The sequence below is a fragment of the Roseomonas acroporae genome, assembly GCF_023223525.1.
Lineage (GTDB): Bacteria > Pseudomonadota > Alphaproteobacteria > Acetobacterales > Acetobacteraceae > Roseomonas_E > Roseomonas_E acroporae.
Window position 1 is genome coordinate 22,920 of the sequence record NZ_JALPRX010000093.1, and the last position, 20,839, is coordinate 43,758.

Here is a 20,839-nt window from a genome sequence, read left to right on the forward strand (position 1 = left end):
CCGGCTTCCCGGGCCGTCCCGCCGCCAGCAGGGTGCCAGCGGAATACTGGTGCCGGAGCGGAGGAAAAGGGCGGCAGCCCCCGCGTTCAGCCGGCCCCGAAGCGCCCGTACAGCGCCGCCGCCGCCGCGCGCAGCGCCGCGTCCGCGCGCGTGTCGCCGAGATTCGTCACGAGCACCATGCCGAAGTCGCGCTCCGGCCGCAGCGCGATCATGGCGAGGTTCATGGTGTTCGAGCCGTTGTGGGTCAGGAAGAGGTCGGGCGAGAAGGCGAAGCGCCCCCAGCCCCAGCCGAGCGCGTAGGCGCCGCCGCCATCCGGCGTGCCGGGCGCGGCGCCCGGGCGCGGCGGCATGTCGATGCGCCGCGTGTGCAGCAGGCGCAGCGTCTCCGGCCGCACCAGGGCCGGGCCGCGCCGCCCCTCCCCCGCGTTCCAGCCGGCCCAGCGCGCGAAGTCGAGCACCGAGAGATGCACGACGCCGGCCGGCCCGATGATCGCCGGCCCGTCACCGTCGGGACCGGCCAGCATCGGCTTGAGCGTGCCGTCCGGGCGCACGGCGTGCCCGAGCGGGGCGTCCACCCGGCCCATGCTCGACTGCGGCCCGAGCCCGGCGGTGCGCAGGTCGAGCGGCCCGAACACGCGCTCGACGATCAGCTCCTCCCAGGTCCGGCCGGCGGCGCGCTCGATCATGGCGCCGGCGATGACGTAGTTCATGTTGGCGTAGGCGAAGCGCGTGCCCGGCGCCGAGGCGAGGGGCCGACCCGACCATTCCCGCACCAGCCAGAGGCGAAGCTCGTCGAGGTTGAGATAGCCGTCCACGGTGAAGGAGCGCCCGATCAGCTCGATGAAGGCGGCGTCGTCGGCGGGCAGGCCGCTGCTGTGCGAGAGGAGCTGCGCCAGCGTCACCGCGCCCAGCCCCGCCGCCATGCCCGCGGCCATCTCCGGGAAGCTTTCCGCCACCGTGCCGTCCCAGCGCAGCCGCCCCGCCTCCACCTCGATCGCGGCGAGCAGCGCGGTCATCGCCTTGGTGTCGGAGCCGATGTGGAAGCGGTCGTCGAGCGTCACCGGGATCTCGGCCCCGGCACGCCGCGTGCCGACCGCGCCGGCGGCGACGATGCGCCCTGCCCGCACCACCGCCGCCGCCAGGGCCGGCAGGCCGTGGCTGGCGAGGAAGGGTTGCAGGATCGGATCGAGCGGCTCGGCGCCGTCCGGCAGGCCGGCGGGCGGGGCCGGCGCCGGCGGCTGCCCGGCGGATTGCCCCGGTGCCTGGCCCCTGCCCCCGGCGACCGGGACGAGGAGCGAGGCCGCGAGCGTGCCCCCCCGAAGCATCCGCCTGCGCTGCATGGCACGTTCCCTGCCGTGTCGTTCGGAGCTGGCCGCCGGCGGGGCACGGCCGCGCCGGCGGGTCGTCGCCTCCCCGGCGGCCGCCCCGGCGGCGAGCATGTCGGGGCCGTTGCCTGCTGGCAACGGCCGCGTGGAGCCGGCGCGGCAGGCCGTCACGCGGCGGCGTCCCGCCCGCGAAGGCCGCGAGCGCCAGGGCGCGCCAGCCGCAGGGCCGGGTGGTCGCTGTCCCCGGCCCAGGCCGGCGCCAATCCGGCCCGCGCCGGCCTTTGCGCCGGCGCATTTTCCGGGCCGCCGGGCGAGTACGCCCAGCCCGGACATGCGCCAACAGGCGCTCAGGGCAGCAGCGCCACCCCGATCAGCGCCAGCGCCGAGATGAACAGGCTCGCCGCGACGCCCAGCAGCAGCGGCTTCGCGCCGCGCATCCGCAGGGCCCGGATATCGGTGGACAGGCCGAGCCCCGCCACCGAGGCCGCCAGCATCAGCGGCACCAGCCAGCGCGAGGCCGCCACCGCCGCCGGCGGCACCAGCCCGGTGCTGCCCAGCGCCACCAGCGCCAGGAAGCCGAAGGCGAACCAGGGCACCGGCGCCTTCACCGGCCCACCTGCAGGCCCGCCCCCCGGCCCCTCCCCCGGGCCGCCCCGCCCCACCCAGAAGCCGAGCGCCAGCACGGCGGGGGCGAGCAGCACCACCCGCGCCAGCTTGGCGACGGTGCCGACCTCGGTGGCGACCGGCCCGCCCGCCGCGGCGGCCCCCACCGCCTGCACCACCTCGTGCACGCTGGCCCCGGCCCAGAGCCCGTAGGCACGGGCGTCGAGCCCCAGCGGCCCGCCGAGCAGCGGGTAGATCAGCATCGCCGCCGTGCCGCAGAGGGTGATCACGGCCAGCGCGTAGGCCACGTCCTCCTCGCGCCCGCGCGCCACCTGGTTCGCCGCCACGATGGCCGAGGCGCCGCAGATCGCGGTGCCGGTGCCGATGAGCTGCGCGAGCGGCGCCTCGACCCCGATCTGCCGGCCGAGCCAGATGGTGAAGGGCAGGGTGAGCGCCACCGAGGCCGCCGCCAGCCCCAGCGCCCCGGCGCCGATGCCCAGCAGCTGCCCCAGCGTCACCTGCAGGCCGAGCAGCACGATCGCGGCACGCAGGACCGGCCTGACGGCGAAGGCGATGCCGGGCCGCAGCAGCGGCAGCGGGCCGATGGCGGCGCGCAGGGCGACGCCGAGCACCAGCGCCACCACCACCGGGTTCAGCGCCGCGAGGCCGCTGGCGTTGCGCAGGAAGGTGGCGAGGAGGGCGATTGCCGTCGAGAGGGCGAGGCCCGGCAGCAGGCTGCGCAGCCGGCCGGCTGACGGCACGGCCGCGGCGGGTGCGGACATCGGCGGTTCCCGCGTCGTGGATGAGGATGCGCCCGGACCGCCGCACCGGAATTCCGACGCGCCCGGACCGGGACCCGCCGACGCTCGCCCGCGCGCCGTGCCGCGTCAACCCCGCGGGCGTGCCCTCGCCGGCACGCCCCGCCGGCACGCCCCGCCGGCGCGTGGTCCCAGGGTACAGCACCGGCGCGCGGTCCCGGCGCGTGGTCCCGGCGCGCACCGCCCCGGATCGCCCGGCGCACCCAGCCCAGGTCGGAGGGAGGCGCTCCAGGCCGGCGATCCGGCCGGGTTGTCCGACGGCCACCCGGGGCGCCTCCCGGGGGTCGCGGCATGGCGGGGCCGCCTCCCGGCGGGTGCATCGCGGGGGTGCACCGGCAGCGCGTCCCGGCAGCATGCCGGCCGCGTCGGGGCGCCGGGGCGGACGCGCCGCGCCGGTTCGCCGGGCAGGCACGCTTCTTGCGAACTTCCGCGCGCCGGGCCCGCCCCTGCCGGCCCCCACGCCGTCACCCGAGGAGACAGAACGACATGCGACAAGGCTGGGGCTTCGCGGCGCTCCGCGCCATGCTGGGGGCCGTGCCGCTGGCCGCGTCCCTGCTGGTCGGAGCGCTGCCGGCCGGCTTGCTGTCGGCCGCGGGCGCCGCGGCGCAGACCGCCGCCGCCGGCCCGACCCTCGCCGCCGTGCGCGCGCGCGGCGTCCTGGTCTGCGGCACCTCGACGGGCGCGCCGGGCTTCTCGGTGCTCGACAACCGGGGCGAGAACCGCGGGCTGGACGCCGATCTTTGCAAGGCGCTGGCCGCCGCCGTGCTGGGCGACCCGACGAAGATCCGCTGGGTGCCGCTGACCAGCCAGGCACGCTTCCCGGCGCTGCAATCGAACCAGATCGACGTGCTGATCCGCACCGCGACCTGGACCCAGTCCCGCGACACCGCGCTCGGGCTGAACTTCACCGCCGTCAGCTTCTACGACGGGCAGGGCTTCCTGGTCCGCCGCAGCGCCGGCATCGCCCGCGCCGCCGAATTGCAGGGGGCGAGCATCTGCACCGTCTCCGGCTCCACCAGCGAGCTGAACCTCGCCGACTGGGCGCGCGTCAACGGCATCCGCTACACGCCCGTGGTGTTCGAGCAGAACGAGGAGGCGGCGAACGCCTACGCCGCGGGCCGCTGCGACGCCTACTCGACCGACGCCAGCCAGCTCGCCGCCATCGGCGCCTCGCTGCCGGACGCGGCGAACCACATGGTCCTGCCCGACATCATCAGCAAGGAGCCGCACGCGCCGGTGGTGCGGCACGGCGACGACCAGTGGTTCGACATCGTGCGCTGGATGATGTTCGCGCTCTACGCCGCCGAGGAGCAGGGGGTGACGCGGGCCAACGTGGATTCGATGCTGGAAAGCCCCAACCCGGAGATACGCCGCCTGCTCGGCACCTCGGGCGACCACGGGCCGATGATGGGCCTCGACCGGCGCTGGGCCTACGCCATGATCAAGGCTGTCGGCAATTACGGCGAGATCTTCGACCGCAACCTCGGCGAGGGCAGCATCTTCCGCCTGCCGCGCGGTCTCAACGCGCTGTGGAACCGGGGCGGGCTGATGTACCCGATGCCGATCCGCTGATGCGTGCCCTTCCCTCCGTCGCGGCGGCCCTGCTGGCCGTCGCGGCCGCCGCCCTCGCCTCGCCGGCGCGGGCGCAGATGGCGTCCCCCGGCCCGACCCTGGCCGCCGTGCGGGCGCGGGGCGCGCTGGTCTGCGGCACCTCGATCGGCGTGCCCGGCTTCAGCCAGCCCGACGCGCGCGGCGAATACCGCGGCATCGACGCCGATCTCTGCCGCGCCGTCGCGGCGGCGGTGCTGGGCGACGCCACGAAGGTGCGCTGGGTGCCGCTGACCAGCCAGGCGCGGATGGCGGCGCTGCAATCGGGCCAGATCGACGTGCTGATCCGCACCACCACCTGGACCCAGGCGCGCGACACCGCCAACGGGCTGAACTTCACCGTGGTGAACTACTACGACGGCACCGGCCTCATGACCCGCCGCGCGGCCGGCATCACCAGCGCCGCGCAGCTCGACGGCGCCTCGATCTGCATGAACAGCGGCGGCACCACGGAGCTGAACGTCACCGACTGGGCGCGCCGCGCGGGGCTGTCCATCCACCCCGTCATCTTCGAGCAGAACGACGAGGTCTGGCGCTCCTCTACGAGGCCGGGCGCTGCGACGCGATGGCGACCGATGCCAGCCAGCTCGCCGGCATCCGCATCGCCCTGCGCCGGCCGGACGACCACGTGGTCCTGCCCGAGCGGCTGAGCAAGGAGCCGCACGCCCCCTCCGTCCGCCAGGGCGACGACCAGTGGTTCGACATCGTCCGCTGGACCATGTTCGCGCTGATCGGCGCCGAGGAGCTGGGCGTGACCCAGGCCAATGCCGAGGCGATGCGGCAGGGCCCGAACCCCGGGATCCGCCGCCTGCTCGGCACCGCCGGCGACCACGGGCCGATGATGGGGCTGGAGCGGGGCTGGGCCTACGACGTGATCCGCGCCGTGGGCAATTACGGCGAGATCTTCGACCGCAACCTCGGCGCCGGCAGCCCGCTGCGCCTCGACCGCGGCCTCTCCGACCTCTGGACCCGCGGCGGGCTGATGTACGCCATGCCGATCCGCTGAGCCGCCGGGGGCCGGGCCGCCGGCCGGTTGCGGCGCGGGCGCGCCCTGGCCACACTCTCCCGGCCAAACTCCCTTGGCCACACTCCGCCTCCAGCCGCGCGCCAGGAAGGGATGACCCGGACCATGACCAGCATCGCCCGCCATACCCTGGGCCGCCGTACCCTGGGCCGCGCGGCGCTCGGCGCCGCCCTCGCCCTGCCGGCCATCGGCCGCGCCCGGGCGCAGGGCCCGCAGACCTACGAGTGGGTGGCCGGCTCCCTCGGCGGCGGCTGGTACACCATGGCCGCCGGCCTGACCGCGCTGATCACCGAGGAGAACCCGGAGCTGCGCTTCCGCGTCGTGCCCGGCGGCGGTCTCGCCAACTGCACCCGCGTCAACAACGGCCAGTCGCCGATCGGCTGGGGCATCGACGCCTTCACCGCCAATGCCGGCAGGGGCGAGGAGCCCTACCGCGAGCGGCACGAGAGGCTGCGCACCCTCGGCACCGGCTACTCGCCCAACGAGCTGAACCTGCTGCGCCGCGCCGATGCCGGCCCGGCCGACATGCGCGCCATCCTCACCCAGCCGGGCCTGCGCATCGGCGTGACGCAGCGCTCCTCCACCGACGAGATGACGCTCCAGCGCATCCTGCGCTTCCTCGGCACCGGGCCGGACCAGATCCGCGCCGGCGGCGGGCGTTACCTGAACGGCTCCTACGCCGACCTCGCCGGGGCCTTCGGCGACGGGCAGGTGGACTACCTGTTCGTCGCCCTGGCCAAGCCGGCGGCGATGCTGACGGAGGTCGCGCAGGGCCGCCGTCCCGCCGCCCTGGTGGGCTTCCCCGACGACATCCGCGCCCACCTCTCGGCGCAGTACGCCTACGGCGAGGGCGTGCTGCCCGCCGCCACCTACCCGGCGCTGCAATCGGCCGACCTGAAGGTGAGCACCATGGACAGCGTGGTGCTGGTGAACCAGTCGCTGCCCGACGACGTCGCCTACCGCATGACCCGCACCCTGATCCGCAACAGGGGGCAGCGCCTGGCCGCGATCCACGGCAGCATGGCGGCCTTCGATCCCGCCGTGGCGTGGAAGTACAACGGCGTGCCGCTGCACCCCGGCGCCGCGCAGGCCTACCGCGAGGCCGGCGTGATGCCGGCCTGACCCCCCGGCGACCGGCCGGCGCCGTGCGCAACCTGCCGCCCTGGCTGAAGACGCTCTGCTCGCTCTGGGCGGCGGCGGCGGCGGCCGTCCACCTCTACTGGGGCGGCTTCGGCTTCCCCGAGCCGATCACGACGCGCGCCTTCCACCTGCTCGTCTTCGTGCCGCTGATCTTCATCCTCTATCCGGCCTTCCCGGACCGCTCGCCATCCACGCGCCCGAGCGTGCCGGACCTGCTCTGGGCGCTCGCCGCCGCCATCCCGCACGCCTGGGCGATGTGGAACCACGACGCGGTCAACGACCGCATGGAATTCGTCGATCCCTTCACGCCCGAATTGCTGGCGCTCGGCCTGCTCGCCATCGTCACGCTGCTGGAGGCGATCCGCCGCGCCGTGGAGCCGGGGCTGGCCTGGATGGTGCTCGGCTGCATCGCCTACATGGTGGCCGGCCCCTGGATGCCGGGCGTGCTGGAAAGTCGTGCCTTCAGTCTCAACGAGATCGTCGAATCCGCCTGGCTGGTGCCGACGCTCGGCGGCGTCTACGGCCCGCTGACCGGCATCGCCGCCACCACCATCGCCGTGTTCATCCTGTTCGGCGCCTTCATGCAGGGCAGCGGCACGGGGCGGCTGTTCGCCAACCTCGGCGCGGCGCTGGCCGGGCGCTTCTCGGGCGGGCCGGCCAAGGTGGCGGTCATCACCTCCGGCCTGTTCGGCACGATGAGCGGCTCCTCCGTCTCCAACGTCATCACCACCGGCGCGATGACGATCCCGCTGATGATCCGCATCGGCTACGCGCCCGCGGTGGCGGGCGGGATCGAGGCGGCGGCCTCGGTCGGCGGTGCGCTGATGCCGCCGGTGCTGGGCGCGGCCGCCTTCGTGATGGCCGAGATCACCAACATCCCCTACGGCGAGATCGTGGTGGCGGCCGCGATCGGCGCCGTCATGTACTACTACGCCATCCTGGCCGCGGTGCATTTCGAGGCGCGTCGCCTGGGCATGCGGCCCATGCCGCAGGCCGACATCCCGCCCTGGCGCGAGGTGGCGGCGGACGCACACCTCGTCCTGCCGATCGGCCTGCTGGTCTGGCTGATGATGCAGCGCTGGTCCGGCAACTACGCCGCCTTCTGCGCGACGCTCGCCATGGTCGCGGTGTCGATGCTGCGCCGGCGCACCCGCATGTCGCCGCGCGCCATCCTGGACAGCCTGACCAATGCCGGGCTGACCATGGCGCCGCTCGCCGTCTCCATCGCCGGCGCCGGCATCGTGGTCTCGGCGCTCACCGTCACCGGGCTGGTGGTGGCCTTCGGCGGCATCGTCAAGGACCTCGCCGGCGGCTCGCTGCCCATGCTGCTGCTGCTGCTCGCCGCGACGGTGCTGGTGCTGGGCATGGGCATCCCGACCACGCCCTCCTACATCATCGCCGCCGCGATCGGCGTGCCGCAGCTGCTCCAGATGGGCGTGGAGCTGCTGCCGGCGCACCTCTTCATCTTCTACTTCGCGGTGATCGCCGACGCGACGCCGCCCGTGGCCGCGGCCGCCTTCGCCGCCGCCGCCATCGCCCGCGCGGGGCCGACATTGACGAGCTGGCACGCCACGCGCTTCGGCATCGCCGGCTTCACCGTGGGGGCCGCCTTCATCTACGATCCCGGCATCATGCTGCGCGGCAGCCTCGCCGGCATCCTCTCCGCCGCAGCGATCCAGCTCGCGGCGCTGACCCTGGTGACGGCGGCCTATGCCGGCTTCCTGCTCGCGCCGCTGGGGCGCTGGCTGCGCCTGCTGCTGGGGCTGGCCGGGCTGGTCGCGGCGTTCGGCCACATGCTGCCGGATGCGGGGCGGCTGGCGATCGGGGCGGGCGCGCTGGCGGCGGTGGCGCTGGGACAGCGGGCGGTGGCGCGTCGGGCGGCGGCGTAGGCGCGCGCCTCGCGGCGCGTGTCGGGGAGGGCGTTGCCCTCCCCGGGCCCCTCCCACCAAAGGGCGAAGCCCCTTTGGAAACCCCGCCATGGAAAAGGCATCCGGGGTGTTCCGACATCCCGGGCCTGAACGAGGAGAGGTCCGGGAGGGCCTCGCCCTTCTGGTGGATGGGTTCCAGGGAAGGCAGAGCCTTCCCTGGAAAGCGGCTGGGGCCCGGGGAAGGCGAAGCCTTCCCCGATGGCTGGAATCCTCAGCCCCGGTCGTACAGCAGCCGCGCCCGGATGGTCCCGTCCAGCGCGCGCAACTCCTGCAGGATGACGTCGGCGTCCGAGCGGGACGCGTCCGCCTCCACCACCACGTAGCCGATGGCGCCGTCGGTCTGCAGGTACTGCGAGGCGATGTTGAGCTGGCGCCGCGAGAACACCTCGTTCACGCGGCCGAGGATACCGGGGATGTTGTGGTGGACGTGCATGTAGCGCGTGCCGCTCGGCCGCGCCGGGAGCTGCACCTGCGGGAAGTTCACCGCGCCGACGGTGGCGCCGGTGTCGCTGTAGTCGATCAGCTTGCGCGCCACCTCGACGCCGATCCGCTCCTGCGCCTCGGCGGTGGAGCCGCCGATATGCGGCGTCAGGATCACGTTGGGCAGGCCCTGGAGCGGCGATGTGAAACGCTGGCCGTTGCCGGCCGGCTCCACGGGGAAGACGTCGATCGCGGCGCCCAGGACGTGCTTCTCACGGATCGCGCCGGCCAGCGCGTCGAGGTCGACCACCGTGCCGCGGGCGTTGTTGATGAGGATGGCGCCGCGCGGCATGGCGGCGAGCTGCTCGGCGCCGATCATGCCCTCCGTCTCCGGCGTCTCCGGCACGTGCAGGGTGACGACGTGGCTCTGCGCCAGCAGCGCGTTCAGGCTGTCCACCGGCTGGGCGTTGCCGTGCGGCAGCTTGGTCGCGTGGTCGTAGAAGATCACGCGCATGCCGAACGCCTCGGCCAGCACGGAGAGCTGCGAGCCGATGTTGCCGTAGCCGACGATGCCGAGGGTCTTGCCGCGCACCTCCCAGGAATTGGCCGCCGACTTCTCCCAGCCGCCCTGGTGGGCGGAGACGGACTTGTCGGGGATGCCGCGCATCAGCATCACGATCTCGCCCATCACCAGCTCGGCGACGCTGCGGGTGTTGCTGAAGGGCGCGTTGAAGACCGGGATGGCGAGGTTGCGCGCCGCCACCAGGTCCACCTGGTTGGTGCCGATGCAGAAGCAGCCCACGGCGATCAGCCGGTCGGCGGCCTCCAGCACCTCGGCGGTGAGCTGCGAGCGGGAGCGGATGCCGAGGATATGGACGCCGTGCAGCGCCTCCTTCAGCGCCGCCCCGTCCAGCGCGGTCTTGTGGCGGGTGACGTTGGTGTAGCCGGCCGAGGCGAGGAGCGACACGGCGCTGTCGTTCACGCCCTCCAGCAGCAGGATGCGGATGCGGTCCTTGGGCAGGGAGATGCGGTCGTTCATGTCCTGTTCCAGCGGCGCGGTTCCAGCGGAGCGGTTGCAGCCTGGCGACGGGGCCGATATCGGCATCGTCATCCCGGAGGAACAGGGGCGGCACAACCCGCAAGGACGCAGGCCAACCCTGCGCCGCCGGCATCGGACCGTCCGGCCCGGCCGGTGACGCAGCGGGGCGGAAACGGAGCAGGTGCCGGTTGGCACCCAGAGCGGCGACCCGGGCACCATCGATGACGCTCGTGCCGTTATCTCCCACAGCGCCACGTTCGCAGCCGCTCTACGGCGAACCACAGTCCGGCTGGGACTGCGGTTCGCTGTCGCTCGTTGTTCCCGGCGCGGATTCACGCCGCCGGGCGTGTCCGCCCGCCGGCGATCCGCTCTAGCGAGCCGCCAGCTCCTCCAGCGTCGCGGCCAGCACCCGCGTGCCCTTCGCCACCTGCTCCGGGCTCGAATACTCGGCCGGGTTGTGGCTGATGCCCTTGCGGCAGGGGATGAAGATCATGCCGGTGGGGCAGAGCGGCACCATGAACTGCGCGTCGTGGAAGGCGCCCGAGGCGATGTCGCGCTGGCCGTAGCCGAGGCCCGACGCGGCGCGCGAGACCGCCTCCCGCACCATCGGGTCGAACACCGCCGGCAGGGCGTGGAAGCGTTCCAGCACATGCACGTCGCAATTGCGCACCGCCGCGCGGATGGTGGGCTCGATGGCGTCGCCGCGCTCCGTCAGCACGCCGGCATCGGGGTGGCGGAAGTCGATCGAGAACACGGCGCGGTCGGCGACGGTGTTGGAGCTGTTCGGCCCCACCTCCACCCGGCCCACGGTGAAGCGCAGTATGTCCGCGGGGTCCGCCATCAGCCGGTTCAGCGCCTCGATCGCGCGCACCATGTCCTGCACCGCGTCGCGCCGCAGGCCGAGCGGCGCGGTGCCGGCATGCGCGGTCTCGCCGGTGATGGTCACGGTGAACCAGCGGCTGCCCTGGATGCCGGTGACGACGCCGATGTCGAGCCCCTCGCGCTCCAGCACCGGCCCCTGCTCGATATGCGCCTCGACATAGGCGAAGGGCTTGCCGCCGAGCGGCCGGCGCGCGATGTCGGCCTCCGATTCCAGCAGCGCGCGCAGCGCGTCGCCGAAGGTGATGCCCTCGGCATCGGTGACGGCGGCGAAGTCCTCCGGCCGCTTGCAGCCGTTGTAGCTCATCGAACCCATGCAGCCCGGGGCGAAGCGGCCGCCCTCCTCGTTGGTCCAGGCCACCACCTCGATCGGGCGCTTCGTGGCGATGCCGGCCTCGCGGATCGCCTGCACCGCCTCCAGCCCCGCCAGCACGCCCCAGATGCCGTCGAAGCGGCCGCCGTTCGGCTGGCTGTCCATGTGGCTGCCGGTCAGCACCGGCGCCGCGTCCGGATCCGTGCCCTCGTGCCGCAGGAACAGGTTGGCCGCCGCGTCCACGCTGACCGTGAGTCCGGCCTCCCCAGCCCAGCCGATCAGCAGGCGGCGCGCGGCGCGGTCCAGCTCGGTCAGGCAGGCGCGGTTGACGCCGGGTTCGCCATCAGCGCCGCGTATCGCGCCGAGCGCCGCCATGGCCATCAGCCGATCCCAATGCCGGGATTCCTGCACCGACGCTGCGCCACCCATGCTCGGCCTCTCCATTGCTGCGTATCCCTTGCCGGCGCGTTTCTGGGCGCCGGCCGCGTGGGACGCAACCGTCGTCCCGGCCTCGCCGTCGCGCAAGTGGCGACACGGGTTGCGGGCGCCGACAGCGGCCTGCATCCTGCCGGCCGGTTCGGAATGCCCCAGACGGAGGCGCGCCCATGGCCCACTCGCACGCGGATTCGATCCTCTCCACCCACATGCTCGACACGGTGAAGGGCGGCCCCGCCGTCGGCGTGGCGGTGGAGTTGTGGCGGCTGGAAGGCGGCGAGGCGGCGCTGGTGAACCGGGCCGTCACCGATGCCGATGGCCGTGCGGACACGCCGCTGCTGCCGCCGGCCGAGTTCGTGCCCGGCGTGTACGAGTTGCGCTTCCACGTCGGCGCCTATTTCGCGGCGAGCGGCGTGGCGGCCGAGCCGCCCTACCTCGACGTGGTGCCGGTGCGGGTGGGGCTGTCGGCGGCGGGAGGACACTACCACGTGCCGCTGCTGTGCTCGCCCTGGAGCTACACGACCTACCGAGGGAGCTGAGGCGGCGGCGCCGGGAGGGTTCCGCCGCTTTCCGGGGAAGGCTCTGCCTTCCCCGGACCCCATCCGCGCAGGGAGGGCTTTGCCCTCCCTGGAACCCTCCCACCAGGAACCTCAGGTTCCTGGACCTCCGCTGGCGTTTTCCGGCCCGGGCGTCGAACCATGCGAGGCGCGAAGATCGAACGGGGGTTCCAAGGGGGCTTCGCCCCTTGGCGGAGGATCCAAGGAGGCGGCGCCTCCTTGGTCGGGGTCGCAGGGGGCGAAGCCCCCCGCCCCCCTCAGGGTCTCAGCCCCGGCCGACGGTGCACTCGATCTGCCCGTGCGGCTCGTCGGTCGCCACGAACACCTGGTTGTTGTTCTCCAGCCCGAACGCCTTCAGGTTCAGCGGGATGTAGTGCTTGTTCGGGCACGCCATGCTGACGTCCTCGATCTCCGGCACCGCCTCCAGCGCCGCCGTGCCCATGCGGTACAGGCTGTCCTGCACGCTGTAGCTGTAGGTGGTGGCGAACACCTCGATCATCGTGGAGAGGATCTTCGCGTTCGCCGCCTCGTAGTCGGCCGGCTCCGCGTTCCAGTGCCAGGAGGCCTCCATGGCGGTGGCCGCGATGCGGTCGTCGGTCTCGGCCAGGGTGGTGAAGCCGTCCTTGTGGAAGTTCGACCAGCCCGACTGCGTGGACTTGAGGAAGGAGAAGCCCGAGACGCCGGAAAGGGTGGAGACCGCGTCGCGCGTCGCCACCACCTTGGCGTAGGGCCTGCCGTTGCTGTCCAGCACGAAGCTGTGCGGGTGCGGCGTGCCGCCGAAGGCGAGGCGCACCCACTTCGTCTCGTGCGCCGTCACCGTCGCGGACTCGACCTGCGGGTAGGCGCCGAGCAGCTTCTCGGCCACGGCCTTGCAGAACGGCTCGTTCTGCAGGGTCATGTTCTCGCGCGCCACGATGTTGACGATGTTCTTCACCGTGTCGGTGCAGAGCGAGGTGGAGTTGTCGGCATCGGTGAAGGCGCGGCCGAAATCGCCGGTGACCATCGCCTGCACGCTGAGGTCGCGCACCTCGTGCCGCTCGCCGTCGCGGTGGACGCGCATCACGCGGACCTTGCCCTTGCCGTAGGTCTTGCTCACGAGGGACATGGCCTGTCTCCTTCGGTATGTCTTCTGCCGGTGGGGGGAAGCGGCGTGCGGCGGAAGGCCGCGTGCGCGCCGCGGGAAAGGCGGGGCGGCCGCCGGTGCCGCCGCCGTGGCGGGCTGGCCTCGGCGGCGCCGTGACGGGGGAGAGCGCGAAGGGCGATCCGCGCCCGGGCGGCCCCGCGGGCCGCCCGGGGCTCAGACGTGCTCGGCCGCCGCCGCCGAGGCCGAGGCCTCGTGCCGCGCCTCCTCGGCGCTGCCGATGCCGTTGAAGAAGGCGTTCAGCAGCACCGAGACGATGGCGGCGAGCAGGATGCCGGATTCGAGCAGCGGGTGCAGCCCGTGCGGCAGGTTGCGGAAGAAGTTCGGGGCCACCAGCGGGATCATGCCGAAGCCGACCGAGACCGCCACAACGAACAGGTTGTAGTGGTTGGTCTTGAAGTTGACGTTGGTCAGGATGCGCGCGCCGGTGGCGGCGACCATGCCGAACATGACGAGGCCGGCGCCGCCCAGCACCACCTGCGGCACCGCCTCGACCAGCGCGGCCATCTTCGGCAGCAGGCCGAGCAGCAGCATGATGATGCCGCCGACGACGGTGACCCAGCGCGAGCGCACGCCGGTCACGCCGACCAGGCCGACGTTCTGCGAGAAGGAGGTGTAGGGGAAGGTGTTGAAGATGCCGCCGATGATGGTGCCCACACCGTCGGCGCGCAGGCCGCGCGTGAGGTCGTCCTGCTCGATGCGCTTCTCGGTGATGTCCCCGAGCGCCAGGAACATGCCGAGCGATTCGATCATCACCACCACCATCACGATGCACATGGTGACGATCGGGACGAGGTGGAACTGCGGCATGCCGAAGTGGAACGGCAGCACGACGTCGAACCACGGCGCCGCCGCCACCTTCTCGAAGTGCATCACGCCGAGCGCCGCGGCGAGCACGGAGCCGGCGACGATGCCGAGCAGCACCGCGACGTTGGACAGGAAGCCGCGGCCCCACTTGATCAGCGACATGATGATGACGAGCACGAACAGCGCGATGCCGAGGCCGGTGAGCTGGGCGTAATTGGCGTTCAGCACGTAGCCGGGCTGGCCGTCCACGGTGCGGGGCAGCATCGGCAGGCCGCCGCCCGCCCAGTTGATGCCGACGCGCATCAGCGAGATGCCGATCACCAGGATGATCGTGCCGGTCACCACGGGCGGGAAGAGCGGCAGCAGGCGGCTGATGAAGGGGGCGACCAGGACGCCGAAGATGCCGGCCGCGATCACCGAGCCGTAGATGCCGAGGATGCCGACCTCCGGCGCCGCCGCCATGGAGAGCATCGGCCCGACCGAGGCGAAGGTGACGCCCATCATCACCGGCAGGCGGATGCCGACGCCGGGCAGGCCGAAGCACTGCACCAGCGTCGCGATGCCGCAGGCGAAGAGATCGGCGCTGATGAGGAAGGCCACCTCCTCCGGGCGCAGGTTCAGCGCGCGGCCGATGATGAGCGGCACCGCCACCGCGCCGGCATACATGACGAGAACGTGCTGCAGCGCGAGCGGCACCAGCCTTGGCAGCGGCAGCTTCTCATCGACCGGATGGACGGCGACCTGCTTCATCGAGTGACCTTTCTGGGCCGAGCGGTGCCGTGGGAAGGCGGTGCCGTTCGGAAGTCGAACCGGTAACGTTCCGTGGGTGCATCCGAGCAAATTCCAGGCCATGCCGGGCCGCCGTTGCCCCGCCCGCACCCGGGCCGGATGGCGGGCCTGGCCCCCTGCCGCGCCGGCCGAGACCGGCGGCCCCGGCCCGCCGACCGCGTCACCCGCTGCCACCGCCTCCGCGGCGCCGCAACCGCTATCGCCGCCACCGCGGCCGCGATTGCCTCCATCATCGGCAGAGTGACCATCTCCTGGGCCGCCGCCATCCGCGGCGGCGGCAGGGCGCGGCGGCGATGCCGGCTTCACTCCCCAGGGGCTCCACTCCCCAGGGTGGATGGCAGTAGGGCGGATGGCAGTCGCGACGAGGAGGGCGGCGACCGGACCGACGAGAAAGGCCGCCGCGCATCGGCCCGCCGCTTCCGCCGCCCCACCCGGCGGACACGAAAAAGGCCGCGTCCCGAGGGAACGCGGCCTGGCACAGGCGGCGTGGAAGGGCCCGCCCGGGTGGCGGCGGGCGGCAGCCGGTCCGGATCGTGCTCGCCGGGCCGAGGTCCCGGCGCGTTCGCAGGCCGCCCCCATCCGTGGCCGGATCGGGCAGGCCGGGTCGTGGCGGCGCCATGAAACGGCCCAGGGCGCCGGAGCGCCCTGGGCTGGCAGGCCGTGCGGTCGGGCCGCTCCCCACGGAGGATCGCTCCGAGGGGGCGCGGCGGCCGCCTGCCGTCAGGCGCTGGCCTTCATGATCTCGTCCGCGACGTTGCGCGGCACCGGATCGTAGTGGTGGAACTGCATCGAGAAGCTCGCGCGGCCCTTGGTCATGCCGCGCAGGTTGGAGATGTAGCCGAACATCTCCTTGAGCGGCACGTGGGCGCGGACGATCACGGAGGTGCCCGACATCTCCTGGTTCTGGATCACGCCGCGGCGGCGGTTGAGGTCGCCCACCACGTCGCCGACATGGTCGGGCGGGGTGGTCACCTCGACGTCCATGATCGGCTCCAGGATGATCGGGCCGGCCTTCTTCATGCCCTCGCGGAAGCAGGCCTTGCCGGCGATCTCGAAGGCGAGCGCGGACGAGTCCACGTCGTGGTACTTGCCGTCGATCAGGCGGTACTTGAAGTCCACCGTCGGGAAGCCGGCGAGCACGCCGGTGTCGGCCTGCACCTTGATGCCCTTCTCGACCGCCGGGATGTACTCCTTCGGCACGGCGCCGCCGACGATGCCGTTCTCGAACACCACGCCCTCGTTGCGCTCGAGCGGCGAGAACTCGATCTTCACCTCGGCGAACTGGCCGGAGCCGCCGGTCTGCTTCTTGTGGGTGTAGGTCTCGGTGTGCGACTTGGAGATGGTCTCGCGGTAGGCCACCTGCGGGGCACCGATCGCGCAGTCCACGCCGTACTCGCGGCGCAGCCGGTCGATGATGATCTCGAGGTGCAGCTCGCCCATGCCGGACAGGATGGTCTGGCCGGTCTCCTGGTCGGTCTTGAGACGGAGCGACGGGTCCTCGCCGGCCAGCTTCTGCAGGCCGATCGTCATCTTCTCGACGGCCTCCTTGGTCTTGGGCTCGACGGAGATGTCGATCACGGGCACCGGGAAGGCCATGCGCTCCAGCACCACCGGGTCCTCCTGCGAGGCCAGCGTGTCGCCGGTGCCGGTGTCCTTCAGGCCCACGAAGGCGGCGATGTCGCCGGCCGTGACCTCCTTGATCTCCTCGCGCTTGTCGGCGTGCATCTGGAACATCCGCCCGATGCGCTCCTTGTGGCCCTTCGTGGTGTTGAGGACCTGGTCGCCGGACTTCAGCACGCCCGAGTAGACGCGGACGAAGGTGAGGTTGCCGTACTTGTCGTTGACGATCTTGAAGGCGAGGCCGGCGAAGGGGCCGTCCTCCCTGACGGGGATGACGCGGCGCTCGGCGTCCTCGTCCTCGCCCTCCTCGGGGGCGACCTTGATGCCCTCGACGTCCACCGGGCTCGGCAGGTAGTCGAGCACGGCGTCGAGCAGGGGCTGCACGCCCTTGTTCTTGAAGGCGGTGCCGCAGAGCACGGGGCGGAACTCGCCCGAGATGGTGCCCTTCTTGATGCAGCGCTTCAGCGTCTCGACGGAGACGTCGCCGTTCTCGAAGTACTCCTCCATCGCCTTCTCGTCGACACCGACGGCGGTGTCGAGCAGGATCTGGCGGTGCTCCTTGGCCTTCTCCTCGAGTTCGGCCGGGATCGGCTCGTCGTGGAACTTGGCGCCGAGCTCGCCGCCCTCCCACACGATCGCCTTCATCTCGACGAGGTCCACGACGCCGATGAAGTTCTCCTCGGCGCCGATCGGCAGCTGGAGCGGCAGCGCGACGATGCCGAGCTTCTCCTTCAGCGTGTCGAAGGCGCGGAAGAAGTCGGCGCCGGTGCGGTCGAGCTTGTTGATGAAGATGATGCGCGGGACGTTGTAGCGGTCCGCGAGACGCCAGTTGGTCTCGGACTGCGGCTGCACACCGGCCACGCCCTCGATGATGAACACGGCGCCGTCGAGCACGCGCAGCGACCGGTTGACCTCGATGTTGAAGTCGATGTGGCCGGGCGTGTCGATGATGTTGATCCGGTGGTCCTTCCACTCGGCGGTCACGGCGGCGGAGGTGATGGTGATGCCCCGCTCGCGCTCCTGCTCCATGTAGTCGGTCGTGGTGTTGCCGTCGTGCACCTCGCCGATCTTATGGGACTTGCCGGTGTAGTAGAGGATCCGCTCGGTCGTGGTGGTCTTGCCCGCGTCGATGTGCGCGGTGATGCCGATGTTGCGGATCTTGTCGAGCGGGGTCCGTGCCACGGGGGGCCTCCATACGCGAAAGGCAGGCCCGGCCCCGGGGAAGGTCCCCACGCCGCCCGCCGAACGATGCAAAAGTTGCGGTGATTGAGCCGGTCTCTCGGCGGAGAGATGCGCTGTCCGGCGCGGATTTGCAAGGGAGTACGGGCCGCGGGCCGCCCCGGGCATGGCCGGCCCGCATGGCAGGCGCGGGGCGGACGCGGGCGGCAGGGCCTCCGCCGAGGCCCGGCCGCCGCCACGGCCGAAGCGGGCCGGCCCCTACCCGGACGGAACGCGGACATCGCCCAGGCACCGTTATCGCAGGCAGCGTGATCGCCGGCACCGTGATCGCCGGAAACGCCCGGAAAGAATTGCTGCATTGCAGCGAATGCTGCGATGCAGCATGATCCTGCCACCTGGATACGGCGTAGCACGGGCGCCGGCCGGCAGGTCCGGCCGCCACCCCCACGCCACCGGAGGCAAGGGCTACCATGCGCGAACGGGATACGGAACACGGGCGTCACCCCCAAGGACACGACGCCGACGGGCACGGCATCGGCTGGGCCACGCTGCTGCCGCTCTGCTGCATCGTGGTGCTGGCCGTGGCCACGCTCGTGGCCGGCATCCAAGCCGCCATGTCGACGGCGCTGCGGCCGGTGCCGGGCGACATGCTGCGCGTCGCGGCCCGCAGCGATGCGCCTTCCGGCACGCGGGTCGTCTTCGTGGCGCGGCGGCCGGACGGCGCGGCCTGCCAGATCGGCCTCGGCGAGGCGGCGGATGCGGGCGGCTCCCTGCTGGTGGTCGGGCGCGACGCCGAGGGCGGGATCGCCGCGGTCTGGGCCTCGACCGGGCGCAGCGCCAATGCCGGCACCGACTGCGGCAACGGCGCGGAGCTGCGGATGGCCGAAACGCAGTTCCGTGCCCTGCAGGGCGCGGCCCGGCTGAACCCGAGCCTGTCCCGGACCGGCCTGTCGATGGATGCGCCGCTGCCGATGATGCCCTGAGCCGCCGCGGCGAGCCCTCCGCGGCCCGCCCGGCGAGGGCTTCCGCGGTCGGCGCCGGAGCCGGTTGCGCGGTCGGGGCGAATCGGCCGCCCGCAGCACCTTTCCGGCCGGGCGATCCCGCCGCCCGTGTCAGGGCGGATCCGCAGCCTCGTCCGCCGCCGCTCCGCCCTGGCCCGCCACCTCGGCCGACGTCCCGAGCCGGAGCGCATAGCTGAACCGATCCGCCGCCGCGTGGACGTTGGTGGTCGCCTCCAGCAGCCGCCCGCCCGCCGCCAGGAAGCGGCGCCGGATGTGCAGCCCCGGCGATCCCGCCGCCACGCCCAGCGCCGCCGCCTGCGCCGGCGCCAGCGCGATCGCGGCGATCTCCTGCAGCACCTCCGTCACGGCGATGCCGAGCCGCTGCCCGATCAGGCGGTAGACCGGCGTCGTCGTCACCTCGGGCAAGGCCGCGATCGCGGCGAATTCCGGCGCGACGTAGAGATCGGCGCAGGAGATGGGCGGTGCCGCCGGGTCGGCCGGCAGGCGAAGCCCGCCGACATGGCACCAGCGCGTGCCGGCCTCGCAGCCCATCCAGCCCGCCATGGCGGCGTCGGCCACCACCTCGTCGCGTCGTCGGATCGCCAGCGTGGTACGCCCCGAATAGCCCATGATGTCGGTCGCCGAGCGCACCGCCAGCACGTAGCTGCTGCGCGGCGTGTCGGCGACGATGCGGGTCCCCACCCCCTGGCTCCCCGCGACCAGGCCCAGTTCGCGCAGCCGGCGCAGCGCCTCGCGCACCGTGGAGCGGCTGACGCCGAACAGCCGCCCCAGCTCCTGCTCCGTGGGCAGCAATTCGCCGACGCGGCGACGGCCGGCCAGGATGTCGGCGGCCAGCGCCGTGGCCACGCTGGCGTAGCGCGGCTGCGCGCCGGCGAGGAGCTGGCCGGCTTCGGCCGCGCCGTTCCCGGCGACGGGCGGCGGGGCCGAGTCGGGGAGGCGGAGCGGCATGTGGCGAACCTCTCGCGGGAAGGCGGATGTCCGGACAATCCTACAACAGCCTGCGACACAGATCAGGTGGGAGAGAAGGGGCCGCGAAGCCATCGGGGCGGTGGCCCGCCGTCGCCCCCTACGGCGGATTCCGGCCCCCGAGCGGGCCCCTACCCGGGACGGTGCCCGCCGGCCTGCCCTTGGCGCCGCTTTCGCCCTCTCCCGGCGGGCGAAAACCCACCGGGCATGCCGGGAGCGCATCGTACGGGCGCCGGGATCCCCCGGCCCGCCCGACCGAAAGAGGCCGGGAGGCGGCTTCGCCCCCGGGATATCGTTCCCGGCGCGGGGTCGGGACAGCGGCTCCGGACGGGTCGGCGAACGCCGCCATGGGTGCCGAGCCCCCAGGCGCCGCCACGCCCCGGCGATCCGCTCCCGCCGGCCGGCGCTGCCTCCCCATCCCGCGCGGCCGTCCCGCCCGCCCTCGGCTGCGATGCCGCCCCGGCCGGCCCCCGGCCGGTCGGCGACGGCCGGGATCAGAACAGCTTCAGCGCCAGGAAGCCCAGCACGATGCCGCCGGCGGCGGCGCTGGTGACGAGCGTGAGGCGCTTCTCGATGAACTCGCGCACCGCCGGGCCGTAGCGCCGCACCAGCCAGGCGATCAGGAAGAAGCGCGCGCCGCGTGTCACGATGCTGGCCAGCAGGAAGATGCCGAAATTGAACTGCGCCGCGCCGGAGGCGATGGTGACGATCTTGAAGGGGATCGGCGTCAGCCCCTTGATCAGGATCACCGCCGCGCCCCACTGGTCGTACCAGCCGGTGAAGCGCACCAGCGCATCGGCATAGCCGTAGGCGCGCAGCACCGGCGCCGCCAGCGCGTCGAACAGCCAGTAGCCGATCGCGTAGCCCAGCACGCCGCCCAGCACGGAGGCGATGGTGCAGATCTGCGCGTAGCGGTAGGCGAGGTCCGGCCGCGACAGGCACATCGGCACCAGCATGGCGTCCGGCGGGATGGGGAAGAAGCTGCTCTCGGCGAAGCTGACCCCGGCCAGCCAGGCCGGCGCGCGGCGGTGCGCGGACAGGCGCAGAACCCAGTCGTACAGGCCACGCAGCATGGGCGTCGCATTCCCCTCGGTCGAGCCGGACGCATGCCATGGCCGCATGCTGCGGCGCAACATGGAATTGGCCCCGATCGGGGACCGTATCATGGCAGTTCCGGAAAGGCCGATACCTGGCAGGGGCCGGACCGGCGGCAGCGCCCCCGGCGG

16 protein-coding genes are annotated in these 20,839 nt (G+C 73.0%); 7 read left to right on the plus strand and 9 right to left on the minus strand.

Annotation, left to right across the window (positions count from 1 at the left end; translation table 11 throughout):
• Window positions 1-86: 86 nt before the first annotated feature.
• Window positions 87-1,340 carry a serine hydrolase domain-containing protein gene (locus M0638_RS20070; RefSeq protein ID WP_248668791.1) on the minus strand — a complete coding sequence of 418 codons (1,254 nt, stop codon included), beginning with the start codon at window positions 1,338-1,340 and terminating at the stop codon, window positions 87-89.
• 332 nt (window positions 1,341-1,672) lie between these two features.
• The gene (locus M0638_RS20075; protein ID WP_248668792.1) at window positions 1,673-2,710 is read right to left on the minus strand and encodes a YeiH family protein; all 1,038 of its coding nucleotides are present in this window, start codon (window positions 2,708-2,710) and stop codon (window positions 1,673-1,675) included.
• Between the two features lie 522 nt (window positions 2,711-3,232).
• On the opposite strand from M0638_RS20075, the gene M0638_RS20080 reads away from it, so the two are divergent.
• The 5 genes from M0638_RS20080 to M0638_RS20095 all read left to right on the plus strand — a co-directional run bounded on the left by M0638_RS20080 (window position 3,233) and on the right by M0638_RS20095 (window position 8,407).
• A complete protein-coding gene (locus tag M0638_RS20080; protein WP_248668793.1) occupies window positions 3,233-4,318 on the plus strand; it encodes an amino acid ABC transporter substrate-binding protein in 1,086 nt (361 codons plus the stop codon).
• The gene (locus M0638_RS20085) at window positions 4,318-5,004 is read left to right on the plus strand and encodes a transporter substrate-binding domain-containing protein (RefSeq protein WP_345893056.1); all 687 of its coding nucleotides are present in this window, start codon (window positions 4,318-4,320) and stop codon (window positions 5,002-5,004) included. The genes M0638_RS20080 and M0638_RS20085 overlap by 1 nt, the downstream gene beginning before the upstream one ends.
• A complete protein-coding gene (locus tag M0638_RS29155; protein ID WP_345893057.1) occupies window positions 4,920-5,360 on the plus strand; it encodes a type 2 periplasmic-binding domain-containing protein in 441 nt (146 codons plus the stop codon). Before M0638_RS20085 ends, M0638_RS29155 begins: the two co-directional genes overlap by 85 nt.
• 123 nt (window positions 5,361-5,483) lie before the next feature.
• Window positions 5,484-6,500, plus strand: coding sequence for a TAXI family TRAP transporter solute-binding subunit (locus tag M0638_RS20090; protein ID WP_248668794.1), 1,017 nt, complete (start codon window positions 5,484-5,486; stop codon window positions 6,498-6,500).
• A gap of 23 nt (window positions 6,501-6,523) precedes the next feature.
• A complete protein-coding gene (locus tag M0638_RS20095; RefSeq protein ID WP_248668795.1) occupies window positions 6,524-8,407 on the plus strand; it encodes a TRAP transporter permease in 1,884 nt (627 codons plus the stop codon).
• Between the two features lie 250 nt (window positions 8,408-8,657).
• Here the strand turns inward: M0638_RS20095 and serA are convergent, their stop codons facing one another.
• Both serA and M0638_RS20105 read right to left on the minus strand, forming a co-directional pair.
• Window positions 8,658-9,905 carry a phosphoglycerate dehydrogenase gene (gene serA, locus M0638_RS20100; protein WP_248668796.1) on the minus strand — a complete coding sequence of 416 codons (1,248 nt, stop codon included), beginning with the start codon at window positions 9,903-9,905 and terminating at the stop codon, window positions 8,658-8,660.
• Window positions 9,906-10,275: 370 nt separating this feature from the next.
• Window positions 10,276-11,526, minus strand: coding sequence for a M20 family metallo-hydrolase (locus M0638_RS20105; RefSeq protein ID WP_248668797.1), 1,251 nt, complete (start codon window positions 11,524-11,526; stop codon window positions 10,276-10,278).
• Window positions 11,527-11,702: 176 nt separating this feature from the next.
• On the opposite strand from M0638_RS20105, the gene uraH reads away from it, so the two are divergent.
• Window positions 11,703-12,071, plus strand: coding sequence for a hydroxyisourate hydrolase (gene uraH, locus M0638_RS20110; protein ID WP_248668798.1), 369 nt, complete (start codon window positions 11,703-11,705; stop codon window positions 12,069-12,071).
• A gap of 283 nt (window positions 12,072-12,354) precedes the next feature.
• Here uraH and pucL read toward each other — a convergent pair whose 3' ends face one another.
• The 3 genes from pucL to fusA all read right to left on the minus strand — a co-directional run bounded on the left by pucL (window position 12,355) and on the right by fusA (window position 17,628).
• Window positions 12,355-13,194, minus strand: a complete 840-nt coding sequence (pucL, locus tag M0638_RS20115; RefSeq protein WP_248668799.1) for a factor-independent urate hydroxylase — start codon at window positions 13,192-13,194, stop codon at window positions 12,355-12,357.
• Between the two features lie 192 nt (window positions 13,195-13,386).
• On the minus strand, window positions 13,387-14,787 hold the full coding sequence (locus tag M0638_RS20120) for a nucleobase:cation symporter-2 family protein (RefSeq protein WP_248668800.1): 1,401 nt from the start codon (window positions 14,785-14,787) through the stop codon (window positions 13,387-13,389).
• Between the two features lie 759 nt (window positions 14,788-15,546).
• Window positions 15,547-17,628, minus strand: a complete 2,082-nt coding sequence (gene fusA / locus M0638_RS20125; protein ID WP_248668801.1) for an elongation factor G — start codon at window positions 17,626-17,628, stop codon at window positions 15,547-15,549.
• A gap of 467 nt (window positions 17,629-18,095) precedes the next feature.
• On the opposite strand from fusA, the gene M0638_RS20130 reads away from it, so the two are divergent.
• Window positions 18,096-18,608: a hypothetical protein gene (locus tag M0638_RS20130; protein ID WP_248668802.1), complete on the plus strand. Its 513-nt coding sequence runs from the start codon at window positions 18,096-18,098 to the stop codon at window positions 18,606-18,608.
• Window positions 18,609-18,737: 129 nt separating this feature from the next.
• Here the strand turns inward: M0638_RS20130 and M0638_RS20135 are convergent, their stop codons facing one another.
• Complete coding sequence (locus M0638_RS20135) at window positions 18,738-19,595, minus strand: GntR family transcriptional regulator (protein ID WP_282572185.1); 858 nt, start codon at window positions 19,593-19,595, stop codon at window positions 18,738-18,740.
• 512 nt (window positions 19,596-20,107) lie between these two features.
• Window positions 20,108-20,686, minus strand: coding sequence for a YqaA family protein (locus M0638_RS20140; RefSeq protein ID WP_248668803.1), 579 nt, complete (start codon window positions 20,684-20,686; stop codon window positions 20,108-20,110).
• Between the last annotated feature and the right edge of the window lie 153 nt (window positions 20,687-20,839).